Origin of the sequence: Hymenobacter lapidarius (assembly GCF_001816145.1) — a bacterium.
GTDB lineage: Bacteria > Bacteroidota > Bacteroidia > Cytophagales > Hymenobacteraceae > Hymenobacter > Hymenobacter lapidarius.
Window position 1 is genome coordinate 75422 of the sequence record NZ_MDZB01000055.1, and the last position, 16577, is coordinate 91998.

Consider the following 16577-nt stretch of genomic DNA (forward strand, 5'->3'; position numbering starts at 1 on the left):
TGATTTTGGGAAATAAGATGAACGGTCGTGCCGATGTTGCAGGGCCGTGCCCGACCTTCGCGGCAACCAGTGCCGATTTTTTGCATGCAACCACTTGCGGCCACAAATAACGAACAGCCAGCCCCGAGTCGCTCCCTCTGGCTCCTAGGAGCGCTGCTGGCCGTGGCCGGCTTGCGGCTGTGGCGCCTCCCCGAAGCCGGCCCACCCGACTTCGACTCCGTACTCAACTGGCAGATAGTACAGCAGGTAGCCCACGGCGACTTTGCGAACCTGTTCCAGCACGGCAGCCCCGGCTTCTTTCTGCTATACGCCCCGGTGGCGCTTTTCACGCGGGACTTTCTCGTTTTTCAAACCATCAACGCGTTGATGGGAGTGGTGGCGCTTGGTTTTTTCTGCGGATGGGTTTCCCAGCGAAGCCAGCTGGCTGGTCCCGAAACCGCGGCCCTGGCGGCGCTGGCGGGCACATCGCTGCTGCTCACCTTCGCTGGCCGCGATTTCACCATGAACGCGGTGGATTTGCTTGTTTTCGCGCGCTTGTTGCGTAGCCATTTTCAGCGCCTGCAGCGCCCCAGTGCAACGGCTATCCTGCGGGTGGCGGGCTGGTTGGCGCTGGGGTTGTGCTTCGACTACAAATTCCTGTTTGCGGTGCCCATTCTGGGGGTGCTGGAATTGGGGCAAGCCGATGGCCTGTGGCGGCAGCGCGGTACCTGGGGCCGGGTGCTGCTGGTGCTGCTGGTGCCCTTTGTGGCGCTGGGCGCCTTGGGCGTGGCCGCCGGGCTGCCGTGGTACCGCTGGCTGGCGTTCTACGTGCGCGTGGTGGTCCCGGCCGCCGCCAACCCCGCCGGCCGGCAGCTCACCCTCGACCTAGACCTTCTTTACTACTTCCGCTACTTGCTCCGCTACGAGTCGCCGTTGTTGCTTGCGGGCCTAGTGGTGGCTGCCTGGCAGGTGTGGCGCAGCCTGCAGGCGGGCACCAGCTGGCGGGTGCTGCCCACCGCCCTGCTGCCGTACCTGCTGGTGTGGGCCGTGTGCCTGGTAGGGGGCATGTCGCTGCTGGTGAAAGCCCCGCGGGGGCTGCTGTTTGCCTACACGCCGCTCGCCGCACTGGTTGTGTTGAGCATGCGGCGCGTGGTGCCCGGCTGGGCTTTGGTTGGTGGCGTGCTGGTAGCTGTAGGCCTGAACCTTAGGCTGATTCAGAGTGAGCTGTTAGCTCCTTTGCCCAGCCCGTACGCAAAAGTAGGTGCCTGGCTGCAGGCGCACGGCGCCACCAAAGTAGCCAGCACCGTGGGCCTGGGCCTGGCGCCTTACCTCGATGCCAATCAGCGCCTCACTGTGGTGTACGACGAGCGCGAGCTTGCCAGCCTGCGCCGCCAGGGCTACCAGTACGTCCTCCTCGATGGCTACTGGCGGGTGGCCGGCGTGCACCGGTTCGACTCCCTGCGGCGGCAACTGCCCGTGGCCGCGTGGCCGGCTCCGCAGCTGCACAGCCCGCTATTATTCCTGGAGCACTCCGAATACACGGGCCTCGGTTTCGAGCGCACGTTGGCCGCCGCCCGGCGCGCCACCGCCGATACGCTGGCCCTGCGCCTGTACCGCCTGCAATAGCGCGGGCTCTGCTTACTGCGCTACCGTGGGCAGGCTGTTTACATCCACGGCCGGGATATTGGCCCGGTAGGCCTTGTTGATAGCGGTGATGAAGGCATTGGCCATCAGCCCGTTTCCGCGGGGCGTGAGGGTGTAGTAATCCAGCGAGAAGAAATTGCCCCGCACCAGCTCGGGAGAATACACCACGCCGCCCACCGAGATAAGGCCCGCCACCTGGTCGAACAGAATCACATCCAGGTTCAGCGCCCGCTGATTGCCGTCGGGGGTGATAACCGGCATTTTGTAGACGTCCCGGGCCAGCGTCTCCAGCTCGTTGTTGTAGCCGTTGAGCACGAAGGACACAAAGGTCAGCTCCGTTTCGTCGAGCACATCGGCATCGCGCAGCGGGTTGCGGCTATCGAGGCCATACGGGAGCATTAGGGTGGTGCTGCCCACCACTACCGCCGTAGGCTGGCCCACGCGGGAGAGCACGGACGCCAGCACGTAGTCGCGGCTCGTAATGGGCCGCACCTGAGCCGGTCGGAATGGGTTGCCAACGGTGATGAAAACGCCGGGCGCTGCGCTGAAGCGTGCCAGCAGGGCAGTGCCGTTGCCCAGCCGCAGCAGGGGCAGCGTGGTGAGGGCCGGCAGTTTGGCAATAATGCCGGGCCGGCCACCGGCCGCCAGCCGGTCCAGCACTTTGCGGGCATTGGCGCGCATGGTCAGCAGGGCCTGGTTCCGGAACGCGGTGCTGTCGTACCGGCCGCCGCACTGGCCGCCGCTTCGCACGTAGGGCAGCAGGTCGTCCAGCCCCTGGAAGTAGGTGAAGAACGTAGCGGAGGCTGCCACATCGGTCACCGCCTGCAAATAAGTGCGGGTGGTGGCCGGGGGCAGCAGGCGCTCAAAGTAGGAGTTGAACGGGGCTCCGGCCACGGCCGAAGCCTCATTGCCCAACCCAGCCGTTTCAATCTGGCTGAGGGCCAGGCCCGGAATACCCAGGTTCTGCGGCAGGCTGCTGCTGGGATTGTTGCGGGTGAGGAGCCGCACGGTATCGGGCCCGGCGCACGTGCCGGGATTAATGATGGTGCGCCGCACGGCTTGCCCCGCCACCCGGCGCGTTTTAGGCAGTCCCGTAGCCGGGAAGTCCACCAGTTCAATAAAGCCGGCGCCCGTACCTGCCTCCAAAAGCGGCTGGGTGAAAGCGGCCTCGCGCGAAGCTCCTTTAAACTGCCGGGCCAGCAGGCTGGGAAAGGAGTATTCCTGGCTGGCCCGGGTGAGGCCCCCGGCGCTAATCCCGGCCGTGTAGCTGTCGCCCACTGCCACGTAGCGGCTCACGTCCACGCTCGTAGTGGGCGTAGGCGTTTCCTGGCCCGGGGCGCAGGCGTTGAGCACGGCAGTTGCCACGGCCACCAAGCCGGTGCGGCCCAGCTGATTGAGGTAAAAAGTATTCATCACAAAATTCGAAATCAGCAGGGAGTTGAGTTAAAAAGCCACTGCCACGCCCACCGACGCCATGTGCGTGCCGGTGCGGTAGGTGCCGCTCACGTTGGCCACCCGGTCAATAACGGGATTGGCGCGGGCGGTGCGGCGCTGGCCATAATCGAAGGCATAGCCTGCTTCCAGTGCCAGGCGGCCCAGCTGGTACACGGCGCCCGCCGAGGCGCCAAGGGTGTTGGCATCCACGAATTCGGGGTTGATGAACTCGTCGCGGACGGGCGTATCGGCGTAGCGCAGGCCGCCCAGCACGGTGAGCTTGGGGGTTGCCTGGTACTCGGCGCCTACCCGGAAGGCCAGGGCGTCTTCGTAGCGGCGGGCGGTGCTGATACGGCGGGCCGGGGCCGTGCCGCTGGCCGCCACGTCCAGCTTCAGCGAATCCAGGGAACTCCAGCCGCTGAGGGTGAAGTCGAAGGTGAGCAGCAGGTTTTTGGTGATGCGGTCCGAAACCCCCACCGACAACGTGCTCGGCAGGTTGATTTGGGTTTTGAAGTCGGCCGTGCTCGGGTACAGCGCATCGTCGCGCTCGGGCACGCCGACGGTGGTCAGCTTGCCGTTGTTCATTTTCAGGTTCAGGCCGCTGCGGTAGCTGATGCCAAAGGCGAGGGTCTCGCCGGTGCGGCCGTACAGGCCCACGTTCACGCCGTAGCCCTGGCCGCTGCTGCTGAACTTCGACTGCGCGGCCGGGTCGTCGTATTGGCCCAGCGCGCGGCGCTGGCTGTACTTGCCGTAGGCGTACACAAAGCCCACGCCGGCGCTGAAGTTGTCGTTCAGCCGAAAGCCCACCGTGGGCTGCACGAAGTAGGTGGAAAGCTGGCTTTCCTGAATGACCGAGCGGCCTTCCCAGTTATTGGGCCACTTGGTGTGGTAGCCGTAGGGCATGGTCACGGCCAGGCCCACGGCCACGCGCTTGCCCACGCCATGCGTGGCGTAGAAGTAGCCGCCGGGCTGCACGGTCAGCTCCTGGTCGGTGCGCCGGTAAGTGTCCTGGCCGATAAACGATGAGCGCCGAAACTGGCTCAGGTGGCCGATGCTGATGCGGGTGAGCGAGTCGCCCCATTGGCCCAGCAGGCCGGGGTTGGTGCTCAGGCCCGCAATGCTGTTGATGTAGGCCGTGCTGGCCCCGCCCAGGCCCAACACGCGTGCGCCCTGCGGGCCGGTCTCAAATCCGCTGGCCGAAGCCGTTAATCCAGAGAAGAGAGGTACTACAAAGAGGAAAAGTGGACGCATACGGACGCTTTTGCGGAAATTAGGGAAACAAAAGTACGCAGCCCAAAGCTAGCACCGCGGCAGCCTGCCCGCATGGTGCGGCAGGCAATAAATACCCCAGGCCGCCGCAGCACCAGCGCCTGGAGGCCCCCGCCAGGGACCGGCTACCGCTTCACCCCGAGGCTGTCGAGCCGGCGCTGGTAGCGGCGGGCATTGCGCTTGTGCTCGGCGTAGGTTTCGGCAAAATCCGAGAAGCCGCTGCCGTCTGGCCGGGCGCAGAAAAACAGGTTCTGGTTGTGGGCTGGGCGCAGCACCGCGTTCAGGGAGCTGGGCAGGGGCGTGGTGATGGGGCCCGGGGGCAGGCCTTTGTGCCGGTACGTGTTGTAGGGCGAGTCCACTTTTTTGTCCACGTTCAGCACGCGCTTGCGGGTGCCCAGGCCGTGCAGGGGCCACAGCAGCGTGGGGTCGGCCTGCAGGGGCTGGCCGTTGCGCAGGCGGTTGAGGTACACGGCGGCAATGAGCGGCTTGTCGGTGGCCTGGGCGGTTTCGCGCTGCACAATGCTGGCCAGCACGCTCACCTGCACGGGCGTGAGCTTGAGCGAGTCGGCCCGGCGGCGTCGCTCGCTGGTCCAGAAGCGGCGGTGGGTGGCGGCCACGGTATCCAGAAAAGCTTCGGCGCCCGTGTTCCACAGCAGCCGGTAGCGGCCGGGGATAAACATCGTGCGAATGGTGCAGGTATCGAGCTGGTAGCGGCCCTGCAGGCCGACGTTGTTGCCCAGCAGCAGCTGCAGTTTAAACGAATCCGTTTCCAGCTGGCGGCCCACCTGGCGCGGCAGCCGGTCAAGGTAATGAAACGGCTTCAGCTCGAACTGAATCGTGTCCTGCCGGCCTTCCGCCAGCATCTTCACCAGGTCCAGATTCCCCAGGCTGGCGTCCAGTCGGTACCGCCCGGCTTTTACCTGCGCTGGGTACTTCTGCTGCTCCGCCACCCAGGCAAAGCTGCCGGGCTCCAGCAGCAGCTCGTGCTTCTGCAGCGAATCGAGCACGGCCGCGAAGCCGGTGCCGCTGCGGATGTAGAGGTACGCCGGGCCTTCGGCCAGCGCCCGCACGTTGGGCCGGTACAGTAGGCGCCAGGCGGCGTAGCTACCGGCCGCCAGCACCAGCGCCATCAATATTCCCCCAATCAAAAAACCTCGACGCATGCTCAACTTCCTTGGACTAATTCGGCCACCGCGGCCTCAAATGCTTCCCGCTCAGCTTGCCGCTCGATTTCGACTGGCGCGGCCGCCCGCGATTCGCAGTCAACAATGGGGCAGCGCTCGCAGGTTTCGTTCACAATGCGAAAGGGTAGGGCCGGGTCGGCCAGAAAGCGTACCTGGGTGCGCAGGGCCTCGTCGCAGCGCAGGCCCACCGTCACGCTCAGGGCGGGTTGGGTGGGCGTGCCGGCGCGGGCCAGCGTGAAGCACAAATACTCGTCCTCGGTGCCAAAGTAGCGGGATTTCTGGACGCCCGCCACAGTCACGGGCGCCTCGGCGGTGTCGGGCAGGGGCAGGGCCCGCGCCTCAGCCAGCAGGCGCAGGCTAACCCAGCGGCGGCAGTAGTGCTCGTGTAGCTCGTTGCCGTGAGGGTTGTGCAGGCGCGCCAGGTGCAGCTCCTTGGTCAGCTCGTAAGGCGCCTCGGCCTGGGCCTGGTCGAAGCGCAGGAAGAACATGCTCTGCAGCCCAAAATGGCGGGGCAGCAGCGTGGTCAGGCGCTGCATAAACATCTCCGGGCTCACGTCGTACTGCGTCAGCAAATCCAGCAGCAGGTCGGGATGCCACTTTTTGGCGTTGAATACTTTGCGCAAGTCGCGCAACAGGCTTTCCTCCTCCATCAGCAGGGCCCCGGCAAAGTACGAGGCCTTGAAGTTGTTCAGCACTTCGTCAAAGGAGCGCACCTGCGTGCTGCTGCTCACGTAGGGCCGCTCGGCCAGCTTTAGGTAGTTGAAGGCCACTTCCCGGCCCAGCACAAAGGCCTGCTGCCCCCGGCTCAGGCCCGGGCGCATGAGCAGCCGGCGGCATTTGTGCTGAAACACCGACCGCAACCGTGCCTGGGTGGCCACGGCGTGCTGGCCCAGCGTTTCGCGGTCCAGCGTGTAGCCGTATTCCTGCGTGAGCACGCGCTCCAGCTGGGCCAGGTCAAAGGGCGCGGCGGTTTTGAGCTGGTGGCTGCCCACAAAGGCCTGCACGTCCTGCTCCAGGTCTTCAAAGTAATTGTCGTGCATCTCCTGATAGGAGCGGAGCGCCGCCAGAAACAGGTGTTCCTGGCGCATTTCGTAGTTGCGGGCAATTTCGAAGATGGTGCTCACAAAGGCATTCATCTTGGCCGGGGCATTGGCAATGAGCTCCACAAGGCGGGCCGGTTCCAGGCCATACATCTCCAGCGGAAATTCCTTCAGCAGCTTGGAGTTGAGCAGCTCGGCGATGGGTTCCAGGCGTCGTGGCAGCTCCAGGGAGGTCAGCTGGTCGTAGCGCACGCCCAGGGCTTGGCTCAGGCTGAGAATCTTGTCGGCCTTGGGGTACTTCTTGCCCTTTTCAATCTCATTGAGGTAGCTCACCGACACATCGCAGGTCCGCGCCAGCTCGGCCGGGCTCAGGCCGCGCTCTTGGCGCAGCTCCCGCAGCTTCAGGCCAAAAATGAGGCGAACGACTTGGCCGTGGTTAAGCATCCGGAGAAATATTTTTTAAGAAGCTGTGGCTGAGCTTATCAGGGGCAAAAATGCTTCCAGCGTAAGCGAAAGCGCCTTTTCCCAGGTGGGCACCAGCTTGTCCAAAGATACGGGCAGTAATAAAATTTATTGATTTAGCGAATATTCGCTAATAATTGAAATTCGCATTCGTATGTTTGTGTAGGCCGCAAGCATCGGGCTCTTTCCTGCGGTGGCCTTGCTTACCTATCCCACCTTTAAATACTTTCCATTATGCCTTTCACCGCCACTGCCCCTGCCCCTGTGCCCACCTACCTCACCCCGGAGCGGGTGCGAGTCATCGGCGCATTCAACCCGGAATACGCTGAAATCCTGACGCCTTCCGCGCTGGCGTTCGTGGCCGAGCTGCACCGGCGCTTCGACCAGACCCGCCGGGCGTTGTTGGGCCGCCGGGTGGAGCGGCAGGCTGATTTCGCAGCCGGCGTGCTGCCCGATTTCCTGCCCGAGACCAAGCGCATCCGCGAGCAGGACTGGACGGTAGCACCCGTGCCGGAAGACCTGCAGGACCGCCGCGTGGAAATCACCGGCCCGGTGGAGCGCAAGATGATTATCAACGCCCTGAACTCCGGAGCCAGCGTGTTCATGGCCGATTTGGAGGATTCCAACGCGCCCACCTGGGACAACGTGGTGCAGGGCCAGATTAACCTGCGCGATGCCGTGCGCCGCACCATCTCGCTGAGCACGCCCACCAAAGAGTACCGGCTCAATGAGAAAACCGCCGTGCTCATGGTGCGCCCCCGCGGCTGGCACCTGCTGGAAAAGCACATTTTGGTTGATGGCGAGCCCATCAGCGCGTCGCTGCTCGATTTCGGGCTCTACTATTTCCACAACGCCCACGAGCTGTGCGCCCGCGGCTCGGCCCCGTACTTCTACCTGCCCAAGCTGGAAAGCCACCTCGAAGCGCGCCTGTGGAACGACGTGTTCGGGTTTGCCCAATGGTCGTTGAAGCTGCCCAAATGCCTCATCAAAGCCACGGTGCTCATCGAAACGCTGCCCGCCGCCTTCGAGCTCAATGAGATTTTGTACGAGCTGCGGGAGCACAGCGCGGGCCTGAACTGCGGGCGCTGGGACTATATTTTCAGCTACATCAAGCGTCTGGGGCTGAACCCGGATTTCCGGCTGCCCAACCGCGCCGAGGTCACGATGACGGTGCCGTTCATGGCTGCCTATTCGCAGCTGGTTATCCAGACCTGCCACCGCCGGGGCGTCCACGCCATCGGTGGCATGGCCGCCCAGATTCCCATTAAAAACGACCCGGCCGCCAACGACGCCGCCTTGGATAAGGTACGTCAGGACAAAATCCGTGAAGCCACCAACGGCCACGATGGTACCTGGGTGGCCCACCCCGGCCTGGTGCCGGTGGCGCTGGAGGTTTTCAACCGCCTCATGCCCGGCCCCAACCAAATCGAAAACAAGCGCCTCGACGTGCAGGTGTCGGCCGCCGACCTGGTGCGCGCGCCCGCCGGCAGCATCACCGAAGACGGCCTGAAGCTGAACATCGACGTGGCCGTGCAATACCTGGCCTCTTGGCTGGGCGGCAACGGCTGCGTGCCCATCTACAACCTGATGGAAGACGCCGCCACGGCCGAAATCAGCCGGGCGCAGGTGTGGCAGTGGCTGCATACCCCCGGCACCACGCTAGCCGACGGCCGCCCCGTCACCACCGAGCTGTACCGCTCCCTGGTGCCCGGTCAGCTGGAAAAAATCAAAGCCCAGGTAGGGGAGGAGGCGTATGAACAAGGCCACTACCTGGAGGCCGCCCGCCTTTTCAACCGGCTGGTAATGAGTGAGGAATTTGTCGAATTCCTGACGGTGCCAGCCTACGAGCAGCTGGCGTAGTCCACCCGGCTTGGTACAGCATAGGAAAAAAGAACGTCGTGTTGAGCTTGCCGGAGCATCCCGCTCGCTTGGTTAAACGATAGGGGTACCTACCCCGCGAGAGATGCTGCGGCTGTGCGGCGCCCGGCATGACGTTCTTCTTTTTCCCATAATATCCCCCTTTCCTGACTTCAAAAGAAGCGGCCAAACCGGCCGTCTGGCCGCGCTTTGCCCTTACCCAAGCTCATTCATCAACCCTACACAACCCTACTCCCATGAAAACCCAAACGCAACGCTCCGCCGAAATCGCCCTGGATTGGGCCCACAACCCCCGTTGGATTGGCATTCAGCGCCCGTACTCGCCCGAAGACGTGGTGAAGCTGCAAGGCTCTTACCACATCGAGTACTCGCTGGCCCGGCAGGGCGCCGAGCGGCTGTGGGAGCTGCTGCACTCGCAGGAGTACGTGGCTGGCCTGGGCGCCCTCACCGGCAACCAAGCCGTACAGGAAGTGCAGGCCGGCTTGCAGGCCATCTACCTCAGCGGCTGGCAGGTGGCGGCCGATGCCAACGGCGCCGGCCACATGTACCCCGACCAAAGCCTGTACCCGGTGGACAGCGTGCCCGCCGTGGTGCGCCGCATCAACAACGCGCTGCTGCGAGCCGACCAGATTCAGCACCTCAGCGGCGAGGGCAAGGTGCACTGGCTGGCGCCCATCGTGGCCGATGCTGAGGCCGGTTTCGGCGGCAACCTTAACGCCTTCGAGCTGATGAAGATGATGATTGAGGCCGGGGCAGCCGGCGTGCACTTTGAGGACCAGCTTTCTTCGGCCAAAAAATGCGGCCACTTGGGTGGCAAAGTGCTGGTACCCACGCAGGAGGCTATTAACAAGCTGGTGGCGGCCCGCCTCGCGGCCGACGTGCTGAGCGTGCCCACGCTCATCGTGGCCCGCACCGATGCCGATGCGGCCGACCTGCTTACCGCCGACGTGGACCCGCGCGACCAGCCCTTCATCCTGCAGGAGGCCGAGCGCACCAACGAAGGTTTCTACCGCATCCGCTGCGGCATCGAGGCCGGCATTGCCCGCGGCCTGGCCTACGCGCCCTACGCCGACCTGATTTGGATGGAAACCTCGCACCCGGACCTGGACGACGCCCGTAAGTTTGCCGAAGCCATCCACGCCCAATTCCCCGGCAAGCTGCTGGCCTACAACTGCTCGCCGTCGTTCAACTGGGCGTCCAAGCTCAGCGTGGAGCAGATGGAAACCTTCCGCGAGGAGCTGGCCGCTTTGGGCTACAAGTTTCAGTTCATCACCCTGGCCGGTTTTCATGCCCTCAACACCAGCATGTTTGAGCTGGCGCAAGCCTACCGCCAGCGCGGCATGGCTGGCTACTCGGAGCTGCAGGAGCGGGAATTTGCCCTAGCCAAGGACGGCTACCAGGCCGTGAAGCACCAGTCTTTTGTGGGCACGGGCTACTTCGACGCGGTTCAGAACGTAGTTACCAGCAACCAGACCAGCACCGCCGCTCTGGTGGGCAGCACCGAAGAAGCGCAATTCTAAAGCTCTCTCACAAACAGAACGTCATGCTGAGCGTAGTCGAAGCAGCTCGCGTGCAGTAGTAACTCAATCGAAAGGGTTAGTTACAGCATGCGAGATGCTTCGACTACGCTCAGCATGACGTTCTGTTTGTGTATCAGGCGCTGCCGGAAGACGACTAGAACGGCTCCGCAATCTGTCCGTAATCCTCGTTGTGGCGCTCGGCCGACTCGCGCAGGAGCTGCTGCTGCCAGGGGCGCAGGGCCGACTCGGCCCCTTGCTCAATAATTTCGGCAATGAGGCGGTTGCTGAGCACCATGTTGGCCAGCGTGCTGCCGTGGTCGGTGATGAGCAGGGCCTTGAGCGTGTTCAACAGGGTTTCGCGCGCTTCGGCCCGCGTGGCGGCCGGCCCGTTGAGCCGGCGCCGGAACGGAAACTTGCGCTGCTCGGGCGCGAGTGGCGTATCGGGCTCCAGGTCGGTGGTGCCGATGGCCAGCAGCTGCTCGGCGTAGGGCGAGCGTTTCAGTTCGGGGTGCAGGCCGTTGGCGGTGCGCAGCTGCAAGGGCGTTTCGATGGGCTGCCGCGTGAGCTCGGCCAGGCGGTCGTTGCTGACCACATGGTAGGGCGGGCGGTCCAGCTGGCGGGCGATGGTGTCGCGCAGCATGTACAGCTCCCGAAAAATGGGCATTTCCTGGGCCGAAATCTTGTATTTGGCGGCGTTGCGCGACCACGGGCGCGGGTCGTCGCGGCCGTAGCGCACGGCTTCCAGAGCCAGGTTTTCCTGGGCGGCCCAGTCGCTGCGGCCCAACTCGGCCAAGCGGGCGGTAAGGCGGTCGGTGAGCTCGAAGAGGTAGAGCACGTCGTTGGCGGCGTACTCTTTCTGGGCTTCCGTGAGCGGGCGCTTCAGCCAGTTCGACTTTTGCTCGCCCTTGTCTACTTCAAAGCCCAACTCGGCCTGAATGAGCCGGCCCAGCGAAATGTTATTGTCTTCTGCGGCAAGTAGTGTAAATTGTACACTGGTGTCAACAATATTGAGGCAATTGACCCCAAATACTTCATCCAGGAGGAGGATATCCGACTTACACGAATGAAATACTTTGGCCACGGCGGGGTCGCGGAGCACGGCAAACAGCGGTTCCAGGCCGGCGGCCATGTCCGGGAGTGGCAGCGGGTCAATGAGATACGCCTCCTTGCCATCAAAAATTTGAATCAGGGCTAAGTGGCGCCCGTAGCGGTGGCGCATGTCGTCGAACTCCAGGTCGATGCCGATGCGTGGCAGGGTAGCAAAGTGGGCAGCCGCAGTGGCAATTGCGTCGGCAGAAGTGAGGTACTGAATGAGTGGCATTGAGGCGAATGACGAAACAGCGGCGCCGGCTACGGTCGCGGCAAGGTTAGCACGGTAAAGGTAGGCACGCACAGCAGGCGCTGCTAATAACGACTGCCGGCATGGCGGCGGGTGTGGATAGCCATATTACTATAAAAGTGATACTTGGTATCGGTTAGTAGCAATAATTAAACCTGATACACCAATTTAAACGAATAAAATAGCCTTGTGTAATTACCTTCGCTTTGGCATCGTGTTAAAAAATGGAGGCCACTCCGTTATTTTAAGGTTGTCATTGTTTTTCAACAGGGCTTTTCTATAAGAGTTCTGCACTTTTAACGATTCACTAACCCTTTTTCCTTCCTCATGGAACATAAATTCTTTACCCACCTTAAACTTTTTTCGCTGCTGGCTATATGCCTGTTTGCAGTGCCCGCCTGGGCACAGCAGGCCATTAGCGGCCGCGTGAGCGGCTCCGACGGCGGGTCGCTGCCCGGCGCCACCATCCTGGAGCGTGGCACCACCAACGGAGTGAGCACCAACGCCGACGGTGCCTTTAACCTCACGGTGCAGCCCAATGCAACCATCGTCATCAGCTCGGTAGGCTACACTACCCAGTCCATTGCCGTTGGCAACCAGAGCACCATCAACGTAACACTGGCCGTTTCGGCTACCCAGCTCAGCGAGGCCGTAGTAGTAGGCTACGGCACGCAGACGAAAGCCGATTTGACTGGCTCCGTAACCCAACTCACCGCCAAGGACGTGGAAAACGTACCAGTGGTGAGCTTCGAGCAGGCCATTCAGGGCCGTACGCCGGGCGTGCAAATCAATCAGGGCTCGGGCAAACTCGGCTCCGGCGTGCAAATTCGGGTACGCGGTTCCTCGTCCGTTACGGCTTCCAACCAGCCGCTGTACGTGATTGATGGCATTCCTGCCACTTCCACCGACGCGGGCACGGACACCGAGCCGCTGAACCCGCTGGCCGATTTGAACCCGAACGACATCGAGTCCATCACCATTCTGAAGGATGCTTCGTCGGCGGCCATCTACGGCTCGCGCGCTTCCAACGGCGTGATTCTGGTGAACACCAAGAAAGGCCGGCAGGGGCAGACCAAGGTGAACGTGGGCTACTACGTGGGCACCAGCACCCCTACGCGGAAGCGCAAGTTCCTGAACGCGGAACAATACAAGCGGCTCTTTACCGAAGCGGCCGAGAACGAAGGTTATGATGCCGAAGAAGAATTCGAAGGCAACGGCATCGATTTCAATTCGACTTCCGACACGGACTGGGCTTCGGAGGCCCTTACCAGAGGCCGCGTGGAGCAGTATGACTTCAACGTGAGCGGCGGCGATGCCAAAACCCGCTTCTACCTGAGCTCGACTTTCAACGACCAGACCGGCGTGATTGTGGGCAACCGCTACCGTCGGGGCAGTGGCCGCATCAACCTCGACCATTCGATTACGGACCGCGTGAAAGTGGGCCTGAACCTGTCGCTGACCCGCTCAGTGAATGACCGGACGCCCAACGACAACGCTTTTACCAACCCCCTGCAGCTGAACGCGCTGCCGCCCCTTCAACCCCTGCGCGACCCTGATACCGGCGAGTTGAACAACAACACGCTGTATTACAACAACCTGATTGACTTGGAAAAGGGCTCGAACCGCGCCGGCACGTACCGCTCGTTCAGCAACGTCTACCTCTCGTTTCAGCCCATTAAGAACCTAACGGTACGCACCGAAATCGGGGCCGACTTCCTGAACCTGAACGAGGACTTTTACCGGGCCGCGGGCACTCAAACCGGCGGCGACACCGGCTATGGCTCAAGCGACCAAACGCAGGTAATCAACTACACCACCAACAACACCGCCAACTACAACTACACCTTCAACGAAGACCATAACTTCGACGCGCTGGTCGGGTTTTCTTTCCAGCGTTCCGACACGAAGCGCACGTCGGCTGAAGGCCGGGGTTTCCCCAATGCCGAGTTCACCAGAATCAATAGTGCGGCCATCAAAACGGACGCGGGTTCTTTCCAGGACGGCTTTGCTTTCCTGTCGCAGTTTGCCCGTGTCAACTACTCTTTCCGCAACAAATACCTGGTTTCGGGTAGCGTGCGCCGCGACGGCTCTTCGCGCTTCGGCGCCAACAACCGGTACGGCAATTTCGGGGCTGGTTCCATTGGCTGGGTTGTCACGGAAGAAAGCTTCCTGAAAGAAAACCGCATCCTGAACTTCCTGAAGCTGCGCGCCAGCTACGGCCTGACCGGCAACGCCGAAATCGGCAACTTCTCGTCGCGGGGCCTGTTCAACGCCCTGCCCTACGCCGACCAGGCCGGCATCCAGCCCAGCGACCGGGTGGGCAACCCCGACCTGACCTGGGAGAGCACCGCGCAAGCCGACCTGGGCTTGGAGTATGGCTTCTTCGACAACCGTATTTCGGGTGAAATCGACGTGTATGAAAAGAAAACCACCGATTTGCTGTTGAACCGTCCGTTGTCTTTCGCCAACGGCTACACCAACGTGACCGAAAACGTGGGCACCCTGAATAACCGCGGTCTGGAAATTAGCCTCAATACGCGCAATTTCGACAAGGCCTTCAAGTGGAGCACCAACTTCAACATCTCGTTCAACCGCAACAAAATCACCTCTCTGGCGGCGCCCATCCAGAGCCAGTACCTGGGTAGCGTGCGCGAAGGCTTGCCCATCGGCATTTTCTACGGCCGCAAGTTTGCTGGTGTAGACCCCGCCAATGGCGATGCCCTTTACGCCACCGCCGAGGGAGGCACCAGCTCCAATGTAGCTATGGCTGCGCTGCAAGTGGTGGGAAACCCCAACCCGGATTTCACGGGCGGCATCACCAACACGTTCTCCTTCAAAGGTGTTGACCTGAGCGTGCTCGGCCAGTTTGTGTCGGGCAACGACCTCTACAACGCCGCCGGTATCTACCAGTCGGCCAGCGGTGACTACTTTGACAACCAGACCCTTGACCAGCTGAATGCTTGGCGGAACCCCGGCGACGTGACCAATGTTCCGCAGCTGCGCCTCTACGGAGGCAACGGCACGGCGCAGTCGTCGCGTTGGGTAACCGACGGTTCGTTCTTCCGCGTGAAGAATGTGACCCTCGGCTACAACCTGTCCTCGGACCTGGCCAAGCGGGCCTTCCTGAAGTCGGCTCGGGTCTACGTTTCGGCACAGAACCTGTTCACCTTCACCAAGTACGATGGTTACGACCCGGAGGTAAACACGGCTGCTTTTGGCCAGGCTAACTTCCTCATCGGCCACGACTTCTACACGCCGCCCCTTGCCAAAACCTTTCTGGTGGGCATCAACCTCGGCCTTTAATTATCCGCATTAGCAACGACTTCGATGAAAAATATCTTTTCCCGTTCGGCGACTGTCTTGACCCTGGGCCTGGCCCTGGCCCTGACCTCGTGCGACAAGCAGCTCGATATAGACCCCCAACAATCGGTTGATGCTGGCACGGCGCTCAATTCGGAGGCCAACGTGGCCAGCGCCGTGGTAGGCCTGTATGCCCAGCTGGGCAACTCCAACCTGTACGGCACCAACCTCATTCTGGTGCCCGAGCTCCTGGCCGCGGTGGATACTTACATCCGCTTCCAGGGCACGTTCGGCAACTTCCGTGACATCGCAAACCGCAATACGCGGGCCGAAAACAGCACGGCGGAAACCGTTTGGCGCGAAGCCTACCAGGCCATCAACCAAGCCAACCTGGTGATTGATGCCCTGCCAGTGGTAGCAAATCCTGTGTCGAAGACCCGATTTGAAGGCGAGGCACGCTTCGTACGGGGCACCATGTACTTTGAGCTGGTGCGTCTATATGGCAAGCAGTACAACGATAAAACTGCTGCTACCGACCTCGGGGTGCCCATCAGCCTGGTACCGGTGCGTACGGTAGCAGAAGCCGACCGCAAAATTGCGCGCTCCACGGTGGCAAAGGTTTATGAGCAGGTTATCGACGACCTGACCAAGGCCATTGCCCTGCTACCCACCACCAACGGCAACCGGGCCACCCGTTTCACCGCGAAGGCCATGCTGGCCCGCGTGTACCTGCAACAGGCCACCGAGGAAAGCTATAAAAAAGCCGGCATACAGGCCGATGAGGTTATCAAAACCAGCGGCAAATCGCTGGCTCCTACGCTGGAAGCGGTGTTCAGAGGCCGCAACGGTTCCGAGACGCTGCTGGAGATTCAGCAGAACGACCAGAACAACGCCGGTACCGGCAACAGCGGCCTGGCTACCCACTATGCCAGCCTTGGTGGCGTAGGCCGTGGCGATGTGCTGGTGCTGCCAGCATTTGCTGCTCAGTATGGAGCGAACGATGCCCGGGGCAAAGACCCGCTGCTGTACAACAGCACGGGTGCCCGCCGGGTGTCGGCCCCGAACGTTGCCCTGCGGACTGGTAAGTACACCACGTTTGGTCAGAACATTCCGGTCATTCGCCTGGCCGAGATGTACTTGATTCGGGCCGAAGCTGCCTTCCGCGCCGGCGACCTGCCCACGGCTCTGGCTGACCTCAACCGCATCCGCACCCGCTCTGGTGCCACTCCGCTTACCCTGACCAATTTGACACCAGCCAACGGGTTGGCTACCATCCTGCGTGAGCGCCAGTTGGAGTTGGCCTTCGAAGGCTTCCGCATCCACGACCTGAAGCGGACCGGCACCAACCTCGTTACTGCCAACGGCACCGTAATTCCGATTACGCTTGACCGCCTGGTGCTGCCCATTCCCAAGCGTGAAACCGACCTGAACGACCCTAATAATCCGGTGCTCATTCAGAACCCCGGCTACTAAGCTCAGCTCCAGACACAAAAATGCTCCGGTCGTCGCGAGCGGCTTTTTTTGTCGA

The 16577-nt window shown here is 62.1% G+C and carries 10 protein-coding genes; 5 read left to right on the top strand and 5 right to left on the bottom strand.

Features of this window, described 5'->3' with window-relative positions; genetic code table 11:
- The first annotated feature begins 84 nt into the window (after window positions 1-84).
- Window positions 85-1605, top strand: coding sequence for a hypothetical protein (locus tag BEN47_RS02515; RefSeq protein WP_125921460.1), 1521 nt, complete (start codon window positions 85-87; stop codon window positions 1603-1605).
- Between the two features lie 12 nt (window positions 1606-1617).
- Here BEN47_RS02515 and BEN47_RS02520 read toward each other — a convergent pair whose 3' ends face one another.
- From BEN47_RS02520 to BEN47_RS02535, 4 genes are all read right to left on the bottom strand, one after another.
- Window positions 1618-3036, bottom strand: a complete 1419-nt coding sequence (locus BEN47_RS02520) for a hypothetical protein (RefSeq protein WP_070724731.1) — start codon at window positions 3034-3036, stop codon at window positions 1618-1620.
- A gap of 30 nt (window positions 3037-3066) precedes the next feature.
- A complete protein-coding gene (locus BEN47_RS02525; protein ID WP_083322043.1) occupies window positions 3067-4308 on the bottom strand; it encodes an OmpP1/FadL family transporter in 1242 nt (413 codons plus the stop codon).
- A gap of 143 nt (window positions 4309-4451) precedes the next feature.
- A complete protein-coding gene (mltG, locus tag BEN47_RS02530) occupies window positions 4452-5489 on the bottom strand; it encodes an endolytic transglycosylase MltG (RefSeq protein WP_070724734.1) in 1038 nt (345 codons plus the stop codon).
- 2 nt (window positions 5490-5491) lie between these two features.
- Window positions 5492-6994: a helix-turn-helix domain-containing protein gene (locus tag BEN47_RS02535; protein ID WP_070724735.1), complete on the bottom strand. Its 1503-nt coding sequence runs from the start codon at window positions 6992-6994 to the stop codon at window positions 5492-5494.
- A 252-nt stretch (window positions 6995-7246) separates the two neighbouring features.
- Between BEN47_RS02535 and aceB the strand changes: the two genes are divergently transcribed.
- Both aceB and aceA read left to right on the top strand, forming a co-directional pair.
- Window positions 7247-8872: a malate synthase A gene (gene aceB, locus BEN47_RS02540; protein ID WP_083322044.1), complete on the top strand. Its 1626-nt coding sequence runs from the start codon at window positions 7247-7249 to the stop codon at window positions 8870-8872.
- A gap of 254 nt (window positions 8873-9126) precedes the next feature.
- Window positions 9127-10410 carry an isocitrate lyase gene (gene aceA, locus BEN47_RS02545; RefSeq protein WP_070724738.1) on the top strand — a complete coding sequence of 428 codons (1284 nt, stop codon included), beginning with the start codon at window positions 9127-9129 and terminating at the stop codon, window positions 10408-10410.
- 154 nt (window positions 10411-10564) lie between these two features.
- Here aceA and BEN47_RS02550 read toward each other — a convergent pair whose 3' ends face one another.
- Complete coding sequence (locus BEN47_RS02550) at window positions 10565-11731, bottom strand: ribonuclease D (RefSeq protein WP_070724742.1); 1167 nt, start codon at window positions 11729-11731, stop codon at window positions 10565-10567.
- Window positions 11732-12076: 345 nt separating this feature from the next.
- On the opposite strand from BEN47_RS02550, the gene BEN47_RS02555 reads away from it, so the two are divergent.
- Window positions 12077-15052 (top strand): SusC/RagA family TonB-linked outer membrane protein, encoded by a 2976-nt coding sequence (locus BEN47_RS02555; RefSeq protein ID WP_070724743.1) that lies wholly within the window; start codon window positions 12077-12079, stop codon window positions 15050-15052.
- A 24-nt stretch (window positions 15053-15076) separates the two neighbouring features.
- Window positions 15077-16522: a RagB/SusD family nutrient uptake outer membrane protein gene (locus tag BEN47_RS02560; RefSeq protein ID WP_070724746.1), complete on the top strand. Its 1446-nt coding sequence runs from the start codon at window positions 15077-15079 to the stop codon at window positions 16520-16522.
- Window positions 16523-16577: the final 55 nt, after the last annotated feature.